The organism is Streptomyces nogalater, from assembly GCF_039532885.1.
GTDB classification, from domain to species: Bacteria; Actinomycetota; Actinomycetes; order Streptomycetales; family Streptomycetaceae; genus Streptomyces; species Streptomyces nogalater.
Map to the genome: position 1 here is coordinate 1 of NZ_BAAASM010000055.1, position 17,114 is coordinate 17,114.

The 17,114-nt window shown below is 71.3% G+C and carries 14 protein-coding genes and 1 pseudogene; 10 read left to right on the forward strand and 5 right to left on the reverse strand.

Translation table 11 applies throughout. The annotated features are described in order from the left end of the window. The 7 genes and pseudogenes from ABD350_RS30530 to cimA form a co-directional block, all read left to right on the forward strand. Positions 1–186, forward strand: a pseudogene (locus ABD350_RS30530) (branched chain amino acid aminotransferase); the annotation flags it as partial. A 233-nt stretch (positions 187–419) separates the two neighbouring features. Further along, on the forward strand, positions 420–1,118 hold the full coding sequence (gene ureA, locus ABD350_RS30535; RefSeq protein ID WP_344352122.1) for an urease subunit gamma: 699 nt from the start codon (positions 420–422) through the stop codon (positions 1,116–1,118). Continuing rightward, positions 1,115–2,839 (forward strand): urease subunit alpha, encoded by a 1,725-nt coding sequence (locus ABD350_RS30540; protein ID WP_344352124.1) that lies wholly within the window; start codon positions 1,115–1,117, stop codon positions 2,837–2,839. The genes ureA and ABD350_RS30540 overlap by 4 nt, the downstream gene beginning before the upstream one ends. Positions 2,840–2,851: 12 nt before the next feature. After that, the gene (locus ABD350_RS30545) at positions 2,852–3,892 is read left to right on the forward strand and encodes an agmatine deiminase family protein (RefSeq protein WP_344352126.1); all 1,041 of its coding nucleotides are present in this window, start codon (positions 2,852–2,854) and stop codon (positions 3,890–3,892) included. A gap of 24 nt (positions 3,893–3,916) precedes the next feature. Beyond that, positions 3,917–4,522, forward strand: a complete 606-nt coding sequence (locus ABD350_RS30550) for a TetR/AcrR family transcriptional regulator (RefSeq protein WP_344352128.1) — start codon at positions 3,917–3,919, stop codon at positions 4,520–4,522. Positions 4,523–4,617: 95 nt separating this feature from the next. Continuing rightward, positions 4,618–5,940: an MFS transporter gene (locus ABD350_RS30555; RefSeq protein WP_344352130.1), complete on the forward strand. Its 1,323-nt coding sequence runs from the start codon at positions 4,618–4,620 to the stop codon at positions 5,938–5,940. A gap of 285 nt (positions 5,941–6,225) precedes the next feature. Continuing rightward, positions 6,226–7,836, forward strand: coding sequence for a citramalate synthase (gene cimA, locus ABD350_RS30560; RefSeq protein WP_344352131.1), 1,611 nt, complete (start codon positions 6,226–6,228; stop codon positions 7,834–7,836). A gap of 13 nt (positions 7,837–7,849) precedes the next feature. On the opposite strand, the gene ABD350_RS30565 is transcribed toward cimA, so the two are convergent. Genes ABD350_RS30565 through ABD350_RS30575 form a run of 3 tightly spaced genes read right to left on the reverse strand, consistent with a single transcriptional unit; the run spans position 7,850 to position 10,876 of the window. Continuing rightward, positions 7,850–8,458 (reverse strand): GOLPH3/VPS74 family protein, encoded by a 609-nt coding sequence (locus ABD350_RS30565; RefSeq protein ID WP_344352133.1) that lies wholly within the window; start codon positions 8,456–8,458, stop codon positions 7,850–7,852. 56 nt (positions 8,459–8,514) lie between these two features. Further along, entirely contained in the window at positions 8,515–9,003 is a 489-nt protein-coding gene (locus ABD350_RS30570) for a hypothetical protein (RefSeq protein ID WP_344352135.1), read from the reverse strand. A 7-nt stretch (positions 9,004–9,010) separates the two neighbouring features. Beyond that, on the reverse strand, positions 9,011–10,876 hold the full coding sequence (locus ABD350_RS30575; protein WP_344352137.1) for a lectin: 1,866 nt from the start codon (positions 10,874–10,876) through the stop codon (positions 9,011–9,013). A 147-nt stretch (positions 10,877–11,023) separates the two neighbouring features. Between ABD350_RS30575 and ABD350_RS30580 the strand changes: the two genes are divergently transcribed. Beyond that, complete coding sequence (locus tag ABD350_RS30580; RefSeq protein WP_344352139.1) at positions 11,024–14,035, forward strand: glycoside hydrolase family 3 protein; 3,012 nt, start codon at positions 11,024–11,026, stop codon at positions 14,033–14,035. 52 nt (positions 14,036–14,087) lie between these two features. Next, the gene (locus ABD350_RS30585; protein ID WP_344352141.1) at positions 14,088–15,470 is read left to right on the forward strand and encodes a hypothetical protein; all 1,383 of its coding nucleotides are present in this window, start codon (positions 14,088–14,090) and stop codon (positions 15,468–15,470) included. Positions 15,471–15,472: 2 nt separating this feature from the next. Here ABD350_RS30585 and ABD350_RS30590 read toward each other — a convergent pair whose 3' ends face one another. Next, the gene (locus ABD350_RS30590; RefSeq protein ID WP_344352143.1) at positions 15,473–15,709 is read right to left on the reverse strand and encodes a DUF397 domain-containing protein; all 237 of its coding nucleotides are present in this window, start codon (positions 15,707–15,709) and stop codon (positions 15,473–15,475) included. After that, positions 15,706–16,527 (reverse strand): helix-turn-helix domain-containing protein, encoded by an 822-nt coding sequence (locus tag ABD350_RS30595; RefSeq protein WP_344352145.1) that lies wholly within the window; start codon positions 16,525–16,527, stop codon positions 15,706–15,708. Before ABD350_RS30595 ends, ABD350_RS30590 begins: the two co-directional genes overlap by 4 nt. A 112-nt stretch (positions 16,528–16,639) precedes the next feature. Between ABD350_RS30595 and ABD350_RS30600 the strand changes: the two genes are divergently transcribed. Next, positions 16,640–17,050: an ATP-binding protein gene (locus ABD350_RS30600; RefSeq protein WP_344352147.1), complete on the forward strand. Its 411-nt coding sequence runs from the start codon at positions 16,640–16,642 to the stop codon at positions 17,048–17,050. Positions 17,051–17,114: the final 64 nt, after the last annotated feature.

Sequence of the window (17,114 nt, forward strand, 5' to 3'; positions counted from 1 at the left end):
GAGGTCTTCGCGTGCGGCACCGCGGCGGTGGTCACGCCGATCGGCCACGTCAAGACCAAGACCGACCAGTGGTCCCACGGCGACGGCTCGACCGGGCCGGTGACCATGCGGCTGCGCGAGGCGCTGCTCTCCCTCCAGCGGGGCCTCACGGAGGACAAGCACGGATGGATGCACAAGGTCGGTTAAGCGCCAGGTCCGACGTGCCGCTCAAGGGGCGTCGGGCGACCGCGGGATCGTAGGGATCGCGCGGTCGCCCGGCGCCCCTTTCGCATACCCGCCGGACCAGCCGTCCCGGCATTAGAGCAACGTTCAATGAGATGCGACACGGATCGTCGGGTCGGCCTTCGACTTCACGACTTCTCTGTTTAGAGTGGTGCTCTAATCTGTGGACGAGGTGGAGGACAAGGAGGTGCCGCGTCGTGAGACTGACCCCCACCGAGCGTGACCGGCTGCTGCTCTTCGGTGCCGCGGAGCTGGCCCGGGCCCGCCGGGCGCGCGGCCTGAGGCTGAACGTGCCGGAGGCCACCGCGCTGATCGCGGACACCGTCTGCGAGGCGGCCCGGGACGGCAGACGGCTCGCCGAGGCCATCGAGGCCGCCCGGTCCGTGCTCGGCCCCGAGGACGTGCTGCCGGGCGTCGCCGATGTCGTCACCGAGGTGATGGTCGAGGCCGTCTTCGACGACGGCTCCCGGCTCGCGGTCGTCTCCGACCCCATCGGCGGGGGCCTCGGCGCGGACGGCCCGGGCGCCCTGCTGCCCGGCCCCGGGCACGCCGACCCCGAGCCCGCCGTCCGGCTGCGCGTCACCAACACCGCCGGCGTGCCGGTCTCCGTCACCTCCCACTTCCACTTCTTCGAGGCCAACCCGCGCCTCGACTTCGACCGCCGCGCCGCCTACGGCATGCGGCTCGCCGTACCCGCGGGCTCCTCGGTCCGCTTCGGGCCCGGCGAGAGTGCGGAGGTCGGACTCGTGCCGATCGGCGGCGAGCGGATCGCGATCGGCTTCGCCGGCCTGGTGGACGGGCCGCTGGACGCGCCCGGCGCGAAGGAAGAGGCCCTGCGCAGGGCCGCCGCCTGCGGCTACCTGGGAGTGACCCCGGAAGGAGACGAGGAGCGATGAGCCGCTCGAAGGGACGAGAGGTGAGCCGGTCGATCCACATCGCCCCGGGCGCCTACGCGGCCACCCACGGCCCGCGCGCCGGCGACCGGGTCCGCCTCGGCGACTCCGGGCTGACGATCCGCGTCGAGTCCGACGCCCAGAAGTACGGCGACGAGTTCCTGGCCGGTTTCGGCAAGACCGCCCGCGACGGACTGCACCTGAAGGCCGCCGCCGTCCGCGACACCTGTGACGTCGTGATCAGCAACGTCGTCGTGATCGACGCCGTACAGGGCATCCGCAAGGTGTCCATCGGCATCCGCGAGGGACGCATCGCGGCCATCGGACGGGCCGGCAACCCGGACACCCTGGACGGTGTGGACGTGGTCGTGGGCACCGGCACCTCCATCGTCTCCGGCGAGGGGCTGATCGCCACCGCCGGCGCCGTCGACACCCATGTGCACCTGCTGTCGCCGCGCATCATGGAGGCGTCCCTCGCCTCCGGCGTGACCACGATCATCGGGCAGGAGTTCGGCCCCGTCTGGGGCGTGGGCGTCAACTCGCCCTGGGCGCTGCGCCACGCCTTCAACGCCTTCGACGCCTGGCCGGTCAACATCGGCTTCCTGGGCCGGGGTTCGTCCTCCCACCCGGCGCCGCTGATCGAGGCCCTCGCGGAGGGCGGGGCGAGCGGCTTCAAGGTCCACGAGGACATGGGCGCCCACACCCGCGCGCTGGACACCGCGCTCCGGGTCGCCGAGGAGCACGACGTCCAGGTGGCCCTGCACAGCGACGGTCTGAACGAGTGCCTGTCGGTCGAGGACACCCTGAAGGTGCTGGAGGGCCGCACGATCCACGCCTTCCACATCGAGGGCTGCGGCGGCGGACACGTGCCCAACGTGCTGAAGATGGCGGGCGTTGCGAACGTCATCGGCTCCTCCACCAACCCCACCCTGCCCTTCGGCCGGGACGCGGTCGCCGAACACTACGGCATGATCGTCTCCGTCCACGACCTCAAGCCCGACCTGCCCGGCGACGCCGCCATGGCCCGCGACCGCATCCGGGCCGGCACCATGGGCGCCGAGGACGTGCTGCACGACCTCGGCGCGATCGGCATCACCTCCTCCGACGCCCAGGGCATGGGCCGGGCCGGGGAGACCGTCCGCCGCACCTTCGCCATGGCCGGCAAGATGAAGGCCGAACTGGGCCCGCTGGAGGGCGACGGCGAGGGCGACGACAACGCCCGCGTGCTGCGTTACATGGCCAAGCTGACCATCAACCCGGCCATCGCGCACGGCCTTTCGCACGAGGTCGGCTCGATCGAGGTCGGCAAGCTCGCCGACATCGTGCTGTGGCGCCCGGAGTACTTCGGCGCCAAACCGCAGCTCGTGCTGAAGGCCGGCTTCCCGGCGTACGGCGTGGTCGGCGACCCCAACGCGGCCACCGACACCTGTGAACCCCTCGTGCTCGGTCCGCAGTTCGGGGCGTACGGCGCCACGGCCGCGGACATCTCCGTGGCGTTCGTCGCCCAGGCCGCCGTCGACCAGGGGAACGACACGATGCCCACCCGGCGCCGCCGCGTCGCCGTGCGCGGCACCCGCGGCATCGGCCCCGCCGACCTGCGCCTGAACGCCCGTACCGGCGCGGTGGACGTCGACCAGCGCACCGGCCTGGTCACCCTCGACGGCGAGCCGCTGCGCTCGCAGCCGGCCGACTCCGTCTCCCTCAACCGCCTCTACTTCCTCTAAGGACCTCCTCGCATGAGCACCCCCGCCGCCGACGGCTTCCGCATGCCCGCCGAGTGGACCCCGCACGAGCGCACCTGGATGGCGTGGCCGGGACCCAACCCCACCTTCGACGACCCGGCCGACCTGGCCGCCGCCCGCACCGCGTGGGCGTCCGTCGCCCGCGCCATCCGCCGCTTCGAACCGGTGACGGTGGTGTGCGGCCCCGGCCAGTCCGCCGACGCCCGCGAGCTGCTCGGCCCCGGCATCGACACCGTCGAGCGGGAGCTGGACGACGCCTGGATGCGGGACATCGGCCCCACCTTCCTCACCGACGGCAAGGGCCGCCTCGCCGCCGTCGACTGGACGTTCAACGGCTGGGGCGCCCAGCACTGGGCCCGCTGGGAGCACGACTCCAAGGTCGGCGCGTATGTCGCCGGCCTCACGGACGCGAAGACGTACGCCTCGAAGCTGGTCAACGAGGGCGGCGCGATCCACGTCGACGGCGAGGGCACCGTCCTGCTCACCGAGACCGTGCAGCTCGGCCCCGAGCGCAACCCGCACTGGTCCAAGGCGGAGGTCGAGGCGGAGATCCACGCCCACCTCGGCACCGAGAAGGCGATCTGGCTGCCGCGCGGCCTGACCGGCGACTACCCCCCGCACGGCTTCGGCACCCTCGGCCACGTCGACATCGTCGCCGCCTTCGCCCGCCCCGGCGTCGTCGTCGCCCACCACCAGCCCGACCCCGCCCACCCCGACCACGAGGTCACCAAGGAGGTCGTCGGCCTGCTGAGGTCGGCGACCGACGCCCGGGGCCGCGCCCTGGAGGTGGTCGAGGTGCCCGCCCCGACCGTCCTGGAGGCCGACGGCCACTGGGCCGACTACTCCTACATCAACCACTACATCTGCAACGGCGGCCTGGTCCTGTGCGGCTTCGAGGACCCGCGCGACGAGATCGCCGCGGGGATCTTCCGCCGCCTGTTCCCGGAGCGGACGGTGACCCTGGTGGACGCCCGTACGATCTTCTCCGGTGGCGGTGGCATCCACTGCATCACCCAGCAGCAGCCGAAGGTCTGACCCACCGAGGAGCAGGAGCAGCAGATGGCCGGTGCGGGCCGGGCGCGCCGAAACGCGCCGCCGCGCGAGGAGGTCCTCGCCGCCGCCATGGACATGATCGCCGAGCGCGGTCTGGAGAAGCTCACCATGGCGGGGCTCGGCCGCGAGGTCGGGATGAGCAGCGGCCATCTGCTGTACTACTTCCGCTCCAAGGACGAGCTGCTGCTGCAGACCCTGGAGTGGAGCGAGGGCCGGCTCGGCACGGAGCGCGGCCGGCTGCTCGCCGGGCCGGGAACCGCCCGGGAGCGGCTGGAGGCGTACGTCGACCTGTACGTCCCCGAGGGACACCGGGACCCGCACTGGACGCTCTGGCTGGAGGTCTGGAACCGCTCGCAGAACGCCGACGACGACGCGCGGGCCCGGCAGGCCGCGATCGAGGGCGCCTGGCACCGGGACCTGGTCGCGCTGATCGCCGAGGGGGTCTCGCGGGGGGAGTTCCGGGGGGTGGACGCGGACCGCTTCGCCACGAGGACGCGTGCGCTGCTCGACGGGTTCTCGATTCATGTGGCCATCGGGCTGCGCGGTACCGATCGTGAGCAAGTGCTTGCGCATGTGCGGGAGTTCTTCGCGGACGCGCTGCTCGTCGGTTAGCCGCGGGTCCGTCGTGGTTGCTCGCGCGGTTCCCCGCGCCCCTTCGGGGCGCCGCACAGGAATCGTTCACTCCCGCTCCGGGCATGTACCGGCCCATGGGACGTCAACACTGGAAGAAGATCTGGGTCGGCTCGGCGGGGAACATGGTCGAGTGGTTCGACTGGTTCGTGTACGCGAGCTTCGCCACCTATTTCGCTGGCGCGTTCTTCCCGAGCGGCAACCCCACCGCGCAGTTGATGAACACCGCCGGCATCTTCGCCGTCGGCTTCTTCATGCGCCCGGTGGGCGGCTGGCTGCTGGGCAGGGTCGGCGACCGCAAGGGCCGCAAGGCGGCACTCACCCTGACCGTCACCCTCATGTCGGCCTCGGCGGTCCTCATCGCCGTGGCCCCCACCTACGGCGTCGCGGGCTACGGCGGCGCCCTCGTCCTGCTCGTCGCCCGCCTGCTCCAGGGCCTGTCCGTGGGCGGCGAGTACGCGGCCAGCGCCACCTATCTCACCGAGGCGTCCGACCCGGCCCGGCGCGGCTTCGCCTCCAGCTTCCAGTACGTGTCCATGACGGCCGGCCAGATCCTGGGCCTCGGCCTCCAGATCATCCTGCAGCGGACCATGTCCGACGACGCCCTGCACAGCTACGGCTGGCGCATCCCGTTCATCGTGGGCGCGCTCGGCGCGGCCGTCGTCTTCTATCTGCGCCGCAACATGCTGGAGACCGAGGTGTACGCGGAGGACACCTCGCACAGCGCCGAGCGCGGCACCCTGCGCGCCCTGTGGCAGCACAAGCGGGAGGCCTTCCTCGTCATCGCCCTCACCATGGGCGGCACGGTGGCCTACTACACGTACACCACCTACCTGACCAAGTACCTGTCCAACTCGGCGGGCCTGTCCAAGCAGACGGCGACCCTGGTCTCCTTCACCGCGCTGATCGTCTTCGCCTGCCTCCAGCCGCTCGCCGGTGCCCTGTCCGACCGCATCGGCCGCCGCCCGCTGCTGATCACCTTCGCCGTCGGCTCCACCTTCCTCACCGTGCCGATCATGACGCTGCTCAGGCGCGTGGACGGCTACTGGTCCGCCCTGGGCCTCGCCTTGCTCGCGCTGGTCGTCGTCACCGGCTACACCTCGATCAACGCCTGTGTGAAGGCCGAGCTGTTCCCCACCGGCATCCGCGCGCTCGGCGTGGCCCTGCCGTACGCCATCGCCAACGCCCTCTTCGGCGGCACCGCCGAGTACGTCGCCCTGTGGTTCAAGGAGGGCGGCATGGAGTCCGGCTTCTACTGGTACGTGGCCGCCTGCGCCGCCGTCTCCCTCGTGGTGTACGTCACCATGCGCGAGACGAAGGACCTGGACCTGGCCCGGGTGAAGGCCGGCGAGGGAACCGGGGCGGGCGACGGGGAGTCCAGCCTGACGACCGCATCCTGAGACGGGCGGTGAGCCGGGGGCGGGGCTGTGCCAGACTGCCCCCGTGCTCTCGTTCGCCATGATTATTGGCAGCAGGCGCGCCGGTCCGCAGTGACCACCTCGTACGACCAGGTGCGGGTGGCCATCGTCGTCCTCGACCCGCGCGCAGACCTCTCGCACCCGCGAGGGGTTTTTTCGTTTTCCGGCCCACCTTCAGCCGGGAGCGGAGCGCGCGGGAGGATTGGGGGGATGGTGGAGCCGGTCATTCCGGTAAGACCGAAGATCCATAACAGGAGTCTTGAGACCATGACCGAGACGGCAACCAGCGAGCTCGACGACTCGTTCCACGTCTTCGACACCACGTTGCGCGACGGAGCGCAGCGCGAGGGGATCAACCTCACCGTCGCGGACAAGCTCGCGATCGCCCGGCACCTGGACGACTTCGGCGTAGGCTTCATCGAGGGCGGCTGGCCCGGCGCCAACCCCCGGGACACCGAGTTCTTCGCCCGCGCCCGCCAGGAGATCGACTTCCGCCACGCCCAGCTGGTCGCCTTCGGCGCCACCCGCCGCGCCGGCACCACGGCCGCCGAGGACCCGCAGGTGGCCGCGCTGCTGGAGTCCGGCGCCCCGGTGATCACGCTCGTCGCCAAGTCGCACGACCGGCACGTGGAACTGGCCCTGCGCACCACCCTGGACGAAAACCTGGAGATGGTCCGCGACACCGTGTCGTACCTGAAGGGCCTGGGCCGCCGGGTCTTCGTCGACTGCGAGCACTTCTTCGACGGCTACCGCGCCAACCCCGACTACGCCAAGGCCGTCGTCCGCACCGCCGCCGAGGCAGGCGCCGACGTCGTCGTCCTGTGCGACACCAACGGCGGCATGCTGCCCGCCCAGGTGCACGCGGTCGTCGCCACCGTCCTCGCCGACACCGGTGCCCGGCTCGGCATCCACGCCCAGGACGACACCGGCTGCGCGGTCGCCAACACCCTGGCCGCCGTGGACGGGGGCGCCACGCACGTGCAGTGCACGGCCAACGGCTACGGCGAGCGGGTCGGCAACGCCAACCTGTTCCCGGTGGTCGCGGCCCTGGAGCTGAAGTACGGCAAGAAGGTGCTGCCCGAGGGCAGGCTGCGCGAGACCACCCGCATCTCGCACGCCATCGCCGAGGTCGTCAACCTCACCCCGTCCACCCACCAGCCGTACGTGGGCGTCTCCGCGTTCGCGCACAAGGCCGGGCTGCACGCCTCCGCCATCAAGGTCGACCCCGACCTGTACCAGCACATCGACCCCGAGCTGGTCGGCAACACCATGCGCATGCTGGTCTCCGACATGGCGGGCCGCGCCTCGGTCGAGCTGAAGGGCAAGGAGCTCGGCATCGACCTGGGCGGCGACCGGGAGCTGGTCGGGCGTGTGGTCGAGCGCGTGAAGGAACGCGAACTCAAGGGCTACACCTACGAGGCCGCCGACGCCTCCTTCGAACTCCTGCTGCGCGCCGAGGTCGAGGGCAAGCCGCTGAAGTACTTCGACGTGGAGTCCTGGCGGGCCATCGTGGAGGACCGCCCCGACGGCACCCACGCCAACGAGGCCACGGTCAAGCTGTGGGCCAAGAGCGAGCGGATCGTCGCCACCGCCGAGGGCAACGGCCCGGTCAACGCCCTCGACCGGGCGCTGCGGGTGGCGCTGGAGCGGATCTACCCGCAGCTGGCCAAGCTGGAGCTGGTCGACTACAAGGTCCGCATCCTGGAGGGCAAGCACGGCACCTCCTCCACCACCCGCGTGCTGATCTCCACCTCCGACGGCTCCGGTGAGTGGGCCACGGTCGGCGTGGCGGCGAACGTCATCGCCGCCTCCTGGCAGGCCCTGGAGGACGCCTACACCTACGGCCTGCTCCGCGCGGGCGTGGAACCGGCGGAGTAGCCCCGCCGGGCGCTCACGGCGCCCGCCAGATGTTGTCGAACGCCGCGTTCTCGATGCGGCGGCGTTCGCGTACGGCCTCCAGTTCGGTGACCGCGTCGCCGACCGCGATCAGCACGGTGACGACCGCCTCGTCCTCGGGCTCGTCCCCGGCCGGGCGGTCGGCGCCGAGGCCGAGGGTGGCCGCGAGGTCGGTGAGGACCGGCTCGCGGGACTCCCAGCGGTCGGTGGCGTGGCGCCGGGCGGCGGTGTCGGCGTGCGCCTTGGTCCGGCCACTGCGCCGGGGCAGCCAGTGGTGGCGCCGCTCCCCGGTGAGCTGCCCGGCCGCCTCCAGCACGTCGTAGTAGGCCACCGCCAGCCCCTCGCCGCGCCGCCACAGCCAGTCCGCGACCGTCTCGTACGGCTCCTCGCGCCTGAGCCGGGCCCCGGCCTCGTCCAGCATCCGGTCACCGGTGGCCGGCACCGGTCCCGGCACGATGAGCTCGCCGTCCAGGGTGAGCGCCCGCGCGCCGAGCAGGTCGATCAGCTCGGCCCCGGCCAGCGCCAGCGACAGATCGCCCTGCTCGACGGGGTGCTCGCCGGGGACGTCCAGGCTGACGAGGAAAAGATCCTGAGGTGTGGTCATGCCCTCCACCTTGGTCCGCGTCCGCCCGATCCGCAGCACGGCACACCGTCACGGCCTCAGCACGAGTCCGCGGCGAGCCGTTCGAACTCCGGCCCGCTCATCACCCGCCCGTCCGCCCACACCTGTCCGGGCCTCAGCCGCCCGGCCTGCTCGGCGGTGAACTCGACCGTCCCGGTCCGGGAGTCATCGCCGGTGTACTGCCCGAACCTCAGGACGTAGTGGTGCCGGGGCAGCAGCCGCTGCGGGCCCCGGTGCCGGGCGGCCCAGCCGGCGGGCGGCACGAACAGGGGGAAGTCGGCGGCGCCGCGCAGCCCCTCCTTCCGCACGTCCCAGCCGGTGGTGACGGGTCCGTCGTTGGCGCCGCGCGGCCACCCGTCCAGGGACGGGTTCCCGTAGTCGTCGCCGCCGCACGGCCGGAGCACCGCGTACGGCGTCCCGTCCGGCGCGGCCCGCACCCCGGCGAGCGGAAGTTCGACGGCCGAGCAGCCGCTCAGTACCAGCATCCCGCCCGCGATCCCCGCCGCCACGGCCCCCGTGTGTCGCATGTCCCGCCTAACGCAGTGCCCATTTCTGGTTGGCGGCCCCGGTGCACGACCAGATCTGGACCCGGGTCCCGTTCGCCGAGGAGTTGTCGGTGACGTCGAGGCACTTGTCGGCCGCCGTGTTCACCACATCACCCGTGGCCGCGTCGTACGACCACCGTTGGGCACCGGTTCCGTTGCAGTCGTACAACTGGACCTTGGCCCCGTCCGCCGTCGAACCCGAGGTCACGTCCAGGCACTTGCCGAGCGCCCGGACCGATCCGTCGGCCTGGACGGTCCACTGCTGGGCGGCGCTGCCGTTGCAGTCGTAGAGCTGCACCGCCGTCCCGTCGGCGCTCGAACCACCCGCCACGTCCAGGCATTTGCCGGCCAGTCCCACGAGGGCCCCGGACCGGTCGCCGCCGCCGGACTGGGTGCCGGACCAGGTGAAGGTCGCCGAGGTCTTCCCCGGCAGCGAGTACGTGGCGTGCTGGGAGCCCCAGTTGATGGTGACCGTCCGTGCCGTGGCGGAGTCGTTGTACGCGATCAGCGCCTTGCTTCCGTCCGGGTTGCGCCAGGCCACGTTCGGTACGGCGGTGGACGCGGTGGAGGCGATGCGCTGGGCGCCGGGGCGGACGAACTTGGTCAGGTGGCCCATGTCGTAGTACTCGACGGTGTAGTCCACGGTGCCGCTCGCGCCGTCGCCGTTGTGCACGGTGACCAGCCCGGTGCAGGTGCCGCAGCCGCCGTTGTGCGGGCCCATGTTCTGGTCCACGGCCAGCGACCACTTGGTCACCGACTTCGCCCAGTTGCGCGTGTAGGTGATGATGTCGGACATGTCCTCGCGCTGCTGGTTGGCGATCCAGGTGCCGCCGGAGTGCTCGGTGCCGAAGGCGTCCAGCGCCGGGTACCGGTCGTGCACGGCCGTCTGCTTGCCGACGTCGCCGCCGTACCCGTGCCAGGCGATCCCGCCGAAGTTGGGGTGGCTGCGCACGGCCGGGTCGTCCACGGTCTGGGCGGCGTAGGAGTCGTACACGTCCCAGTTCCAGTCGTGCGCCAGCACCTTGGTGCCGAGCCCCGCCGCCTGGAGTTTGGGCAGCAGCTCGTTCTTCGTGAAGTAGGCCAGTCCGCTCGCGTTCCAGCTCATCGACGGATAGCCGGAACAACAGGTCGGCTCGTTCTGCGCGGTGACGTACCGGACGTCGATGCCCTGCGCCTGGTACGCCTGGAGGTACTTCACGAAGTACGAGGCGTACACGCCGTAGTTCTCCGCCTTCAGCCAGCCGCCGTTGAGGGAGCCGCTGTCCTTCATCCAGGCCGGCGCCGTCCACGGCGAGGCCATCACGGTCAGCGACGGGTTCAGCCGGAGCGCCTGCCGCGTCAGCGGCACCACGTCCGCCAGGTCGTGCGCTATGGAGAACTTCGCCAGCCCCGGGTCGCTCTGCCCGGCGGGCACGTCGTCGTAGGTGTAGCCGTAGCGGGCCAAATCGGAGGCGCCCATCGGGTTGCGCAGGAACGACAGGCCGATGCCGTCCGTCGGCGAGAACAGCTTGCGCATGGCCGCGTCCCGGGTCGCGGGTGACAGTGCCCCGCTGCCGTTCATCAGCCAGGCGGCGGTGTCCGTGAAGGACGCGCCGCCGCCGGTGAAGGTCTGATAGCGGGTGTTCTCGTCCACGGTGATGTTCTCGCCGCCGCCGCCCGCGCCGGACTGGAAGGCGAACGGGGTCTGCGGCGCCAGGCCGCGTACGACATGCCGGCCGGCCGGGTCGTCGGTGGTGGTGAGCCAGGCGGTGACCTGCTCACCGGCCGCGTGCGCGGGGGAGGCGGCCACGCCGTATCCGGCGGCGGAGAGCAGTCCGGCCAGCAGCAGCCGGACCGCGCGGGGGGTTCTCCTCATGTGCGTCGCCCTTTCTGCGGGGGAAGGGTGAGGGCTGACGGGTCGTCTTGACGGGCGTGTGAGGCCCTAGTTAACTCACGGCGTGAGCTAAGCCCTGAGTGAACCACGAGAGTCCATGAGTGAACCGTGAGAGTCAAGGGAAGGTCCATGCGAAGAACCGCCCTGCTCGCCTCCGCCGCGCTCCTCGCCGGTCTGCTGCCCTGGGCGGCCACCGCCCGCGCCGCCGACGAGCCGCCCGTCACCACCGTCGACCGCTTCGAGGGCGAGGTGCCCTTCGCCAGGCAGCCCGCCGAGGGCATCTTCGCCTGGGGCGGCGACACCGACGACCCGCCCGCGCTCCGCCTGGCCGACCGCGCCGACGCCCCCGAGGGCGCCAAGGTCCTGACCGGCACCTACGACATCAGCGGCTACGGCGGCTTCACCCACGACTACGCCGCCACCGCCCCCGCCCACGACTGGTCCGCCCACCGGGGCATCCGCTTGTGGTGGGACGGCCGGAACAACGGCCGGAAGATCACCGTCGAGATCAAGGACGGCGGCGCCCACGGCGAGGCCTCCGAACTGTGGACGGCCTCCTTCACCGACGACTTCACCGGCTGGAAGCAGGTCGAACTCCCCTTCACCGACTTCGCCTACCGCACCGACTACCAGCCCGTCGGCGGCATCGACCACATCCTGGGTCTGAAGGAGATGTGGGGCTACTCCGTCACCCTCCCGCCCGGCGCCAAGGGCGACTTCGCCATGGACGGCGTGGAGCTGTACGGCACGGCGGACCCGGCCCTGCGCGCCTCCGTCACCACCGACGCGCCCGTCCACCCGGTCGAGGAGGGCGGAACGGCGAAGGTGAAGGTGTCGGTCGCCACCACCGGCGAGGCCCCCCTCGCCGACCCGGTGACCGTCGCCTACACCACGGCCGGCGGCACCGCGGCCTCCGGCACCGACTACACCCCCGTCTCCGGCACCGTCACCTTCCCGGCCGGCACCGCCTCCGGCACCACCCGGACCATCGAGGTGCCCACCCGCCGCGACCGCGCCGCCGAACCCGCCGAGACCATCCCCCTGAAGCTCACGATCACCGGCGCCAAGGCCCCCGCCGACACCCCGCAGGTCGTGATCGACGCGCACGGACTGCCGTACCTGAACGCCAGGCTGCCGATCCGCGAGCGGGTCGCGGACCTGCTCGGCCGGATGTCCCTGGCGGAGAAGACCGGCCAGATGACCCAGGCCGAGCGCGGCGCCGTCGGCCAGGGCGCCGACATCACCGCCTACGCCCTCGGCTCACTGCTGTCCGGCGGCGGCTCCACACCCACGCCCAACACCCCCGAGGCATGGGCGAGGATGATCGACGCCTTCCAGCTGCGCGCCCAGGCCACCCGCTACCAGATCCCGCTGATCTACGGCGTCGACGCGGTCCACGGCCACAACAACCTCACCGGTGCCACGATCCTGCCGCACAACATCGGCATCGGCGCCTCCCGGGACCCCGAGCTCGCCTACCGCACCGGCGTCGTGACGGCCGCCGAGGTCCGCGCGACCGGCGTCCCCTGGGACTTCGCGCCCTGCCTGTGCGTGAGCCGCGACGAACGCTGGGGCCGCGCCTACGAGTCCTACGGCGAGGACCCGGCCCTCGTGGAGTCCATGGAGACGGTGATCCAGGGCCTCCAGGGCCGCGCGAACGGCAAGGACCTGAGCCGGAACGACAAGGTACTGGCCACGGCCAAGCACTTCGTCGCCGACGGCGGCACCGCGTACGGCTCCTCCACCACCGGCACGTACACCATCGACCAGGGCGTCACCACGGTCACCCGGAAGCAGCTGGAGGACATCCACCTCGCGCCGTACCAGGAGGCCGTGGACCGGGGCGTCGGCACGGTCATGCCGTCGTACTCCTCCCTGGACCTCGGCGACGGCAAGGGCGCGGTGAAGATGCACGCCCGCGGCGACATGATCAACGGCGTGCTCAAGGGCCGGATGGGCTTCGACGGCTTCGTGATCAGCGACTACAACGCCACCGACCAGCTCCCCGGCGACCGGGCCGCCCAGGTCCGCGCGGCGGTGAACGCGGGCGTGGACATGATGATGGTGCCGTACTCGTACAAGGAGTTCAGTACCACGCTCGCCGACGAGGTCAGGGCGGGCCGGGTCACGAGCAAGCGGATCGACGACGCGGTCGCCCGCATCCTCACCGAGAAGATGAAGCTGGGCCTGTTCGAGCACCCTTACGCCGACACCTCCCGCGCCGCCGCCATCGGCTCCCCGGAACACCGCAAGATCGCCCGCCGGGCCGCCGCCGAGTCGCAGGTGCTGCTGAAGAACACCGGCGGGCTGCTGCCGCTGAAGAAGACCCAGAAGGTGTACGTCGCCGGCTCCAACGCCGACGACATCGGCAACCAGACCGGCGGCTGGACCGTCACCTGGCAGGGCTCCTCCGGCAACATCGTCCCCGGCACGACCATCCTGGAGGGCCTGCGCAAGGCGGGCGGCCAGGTCACCTACTCCAAGGACGCCTCGGCCCCGACCGGCGGCCACGACGTGGGCGTGGTCGTCGTCGGCGAGACCCCGTACGCCGAGGGCGCCGGCGACGTGGGCAACGGCCACGACCTCACCCTGTCCGCCGCCGACCGGGCCGCCGTGGACAAGGTCTGCGCGGCCATGGAGTGCGCGGTGCTGATCGTCTCCGGCCGCCCCCAGCTCATCGGGGACCGGCTGGACGAGATCGACGCCCTGGTGGCCTCCTGGCTGCCCGGCACCGAGGGCGACGGCGTCGCGGACGTGCTGTACGGCAAGCGCCCCTTCACCGGACAGCTCCCGGTGAGCTGGCCGAAGTCCGAATCCCAGCTGCCGATCAACGTCGGCGACACGGCGTACGACCCGCAGTTCCCCTACGGCTGGGGCCTGACCACCCTCGCCGAGCCCCCGCGGGGCGGTACGTCCACCCTGCGCGCCCTGGCGTCCCGGGCTGCGGCGGCCGAACGCCACGGTGACTCACGGACCGGCCGCGCCCTGGTCACCCGGGCCCGCCACCTGGTCCAGCAGAAGGCGGCCGGCCACCTCACCCAGGCGGTGTCCAAGCCCTTCGCCGACGCGGACCACCTGCTGCTGACCGGCCGGTACGGAAAGGCGGTGGAAAAGCTGGCGGAGGCCTACCGGGCCGCCTGATCCGGTCACGGGCGAATGCCCGCTTCGGGGAGGTTTCGGGTAATTTTTAGGTATGAAGGCCGTTCCACGGACCCGAAGCCTCCCCGCACTGCTGCTGGCCGCCCTCGCCCTGGTGCTGGCGACCCTGTACGCGCCGCCGGCGAGCGCGGAGACCAGCGTCTCCACGATCGCCCAGGCCCTGCGCAAGAGCCCCGTCTACGTCGACCCGGCGGCCCGTGACGAGCTGCCCGCCAACACCGCCGAGGCGCTCGAAGCCCGGATCAAACGCGCGGACAAACCCCTCTTCATCGCGGTCCTCCCGGCCGGCTACCCCACCGCGGGCCTCTTCACCGACCTGCGCGCGGCGACCGGCATCACCGGCCTGTACGGCATCCGCCTCGGCGACCGCTTCGACGCCCGCGCCGACGCCTCCGTCATGTCGCCCACGGCCCGGCAGAACCTCGTCCGCAGCGTCCAGGGCGAGGACGCCAAGACCCAGCTGGCCGACTTCACCGACCGCGCCCTGCTCAACATGGGCGGGCACGCCCCCAAGAGCTGGGGCGGCACGGGCGACGGCGTGTCGGGCACGGCCCTGATCACGACGGCCGCGGTCCTCGTGATCGCCGGCGCGGGCGCCTACACCCTCGTCCGGCGCAACCGCCGCCGCCGGGAGGAGGAGCAGCGGGCCGCGCTGGACCGGCTCCGGGTGGTCGTGGACGAGGACATCACCGCGTTCGGCGAGGAACTGGACCGCCTCGACTTCCAGCCCTCGGCCCCCGGCGCGGACGACGCCATGCGCGCCGACTACGAGCACGCGCTCGACGCCTACGACACGGCGAAACAGCGCATGGCCATGGCGGAGCGCCCGGAGGACGTACGCGGGGTGACCGAGGCGCTGGAGGACGGCCGCTTCTCCCTGGCCCGGCTGGCAGCCCGCCGCGAGGGCCGCCCGCTCCCGGAGCGCCGGCCGCCGTGCTTCTTCGACCCCCGCCACGGTCCCTCGGTCTCCGACGCCACCTGGACCCCGCCCGGCGGCGCGTCCCGCCAGGTCCCGGTCTGCGCGGCGGACGCCACCCGTCTGGCCGACGGCCGCGACCCGGTGATCCGCGAGGTCGACACCGACTACGGCCGCCGCCCCTACTGGGACGCGGGCCCCGCCTACGGTCCCTGGGCAGGCGGCTACTTCGGCGGCGGCCTGCTGCCGGGCCTCCTCGTCGGCACCATGCTCGGCGGCCTGATGGCGACGCCCACGTACGCCGCCGACTACGGAGCCGGGTACGGCGACTTCGGTGACCAGGCCGGTTACGGCGGCGGTGGCTACGAGGGCGGAGACGTATCCGGCACCGACTTCGACTCCGGGGACTTCGGGGGCGGGTTCGGTGACGGGGGTGGCTTCGGCGGAGGTGGCGACTTCGGTGGCGGTGGCGGCGGGGACTTCGGTGGGGGCAACTTCTGACGCTAGATGCCCTTGAGGAAGTCGTTCCAGGTGGCGGGGGAGAGGTTGAGGACGGGGCCGGTGGGGGTCTTGGAGTCGCGGATGTGGATGGCGGAGGGGTGGGCGGCTACCTCTACGCAGTTGCCGCCTTCGTTACTGCTGTAGCTGGACTTGCGCCACGTGTAGGCGAGTTCGACACAGTTGCCGCCCTCACTGCCGCTGTAGCTGGACTTGAACCATGCCAGTGCTGCGGTGTTCATGACTCTCCTAGCAGTCCTTTCAGCAGGCGCACGCTCTTGTCGGGTGAGAGGGCCTGGGACCGCAGCATTCCATACTTGAGGTGGTAATCGCTGACCTCGCCGGGATCATCGACGAGGAAGCTGGCGCGCTGTACCTCCAGGTAGACAAGCCGCTCGTGCTCGGGGGTCTCCAGCAGCACCATGGGACCGTCCAGGCAAGGGTGCGGGGTCTTGTTCATGGGCATGATCTGAAAACTCATGTGGGCGGGCTCGGTGTACTCCAGGATCTGGCGAATCTGCGCCCGCATGACCTCAGGACCACCGACCTCCCGCCTCAGGATGCTCTCCTCCAAGATGAAGTGGCCCACGGTCGGCCGTTCCCGCTGCCAGATCGCCTGCCGCTCCATGCGGGCGTTCACCCACTGCTCGGCCTTCTCGCTTCCGATCGCCGGATAGCGGTAGTCGAACACTGCTCGGCAGTAGTCCCTGGTCTGGAGGAGTCCTGGAACGAGCAGACTTTCGTACGAGAGGACGCTTACTGCTTCCTGCTCGTGATCCACCAGCCCCTGTGCGAACTGGACGATCCGATCCCGTACCGGCAGCCGAGCGACGATTACCGTTAACGCGCCCCCGGTGTTGAGCAGCTCATCGAACTGTTCCGCTCGGTCGGGCTGTAGGGCAAGCCTCCCTTGCTCGATGGACCTCACCGTGTCGACGGAGATGTTGGCCATCTCGGCCAACTGTTCCTGGGTGAGGCGTGCTTTCTTGCGGTAGTGGGCGACGAGCGCGCCGACCGCGTACCACGAACCGACCTTCTTGGGCCTTGGTGCCTCGTGCATGGCCGTTCCTTTCCCCCGTATGCACGCCGATCTGTCGTAGTGGACTCGTAGTAATCAGAACTACGACTTCACTCACTGCCCCACTGTAGTGACGCACAGTGACAGTGGCCTCGTGAATGCGCAAACCCAACACCCCCACACCCGCCAGGCGTTCTACCGTCGGGACCGCAGATCGGTACGGCTCGCGCGGAAGTTCGCATGGCAGACGTTGACCGACTGGGCGGCGGCCGAGCGCGGCGACGACGTTCTGCTCTGCGTGAGCGAGTTGGCGACGAACGCTCTACTGCACGGCGTCCCCGCAGGCCGTGGTTTCCTCCTCCGCTTGGTGCTGCATACGGAGGGCGCTCTACGGGTGGAGGTGCACGACAGTGGTCCGGGTGAGGTCGGCTGCCCGGACCCGACTCCGGACGCGGACGCGGAACACGGCAGAGGACTGCTACTCGTCGCAGCCCTGGCGGACAAGTGGGGCGTGGGGGAGCGGAACCCGGGAAAGATCGTGTGGTGTGAGTTCCTCGTGAAGTGACCGTGGGGCCGCCCGCTTCTTGGTCAGTGTCGTGCCTCCGCGAGGTGAGTCAAGGGCGCGTTCC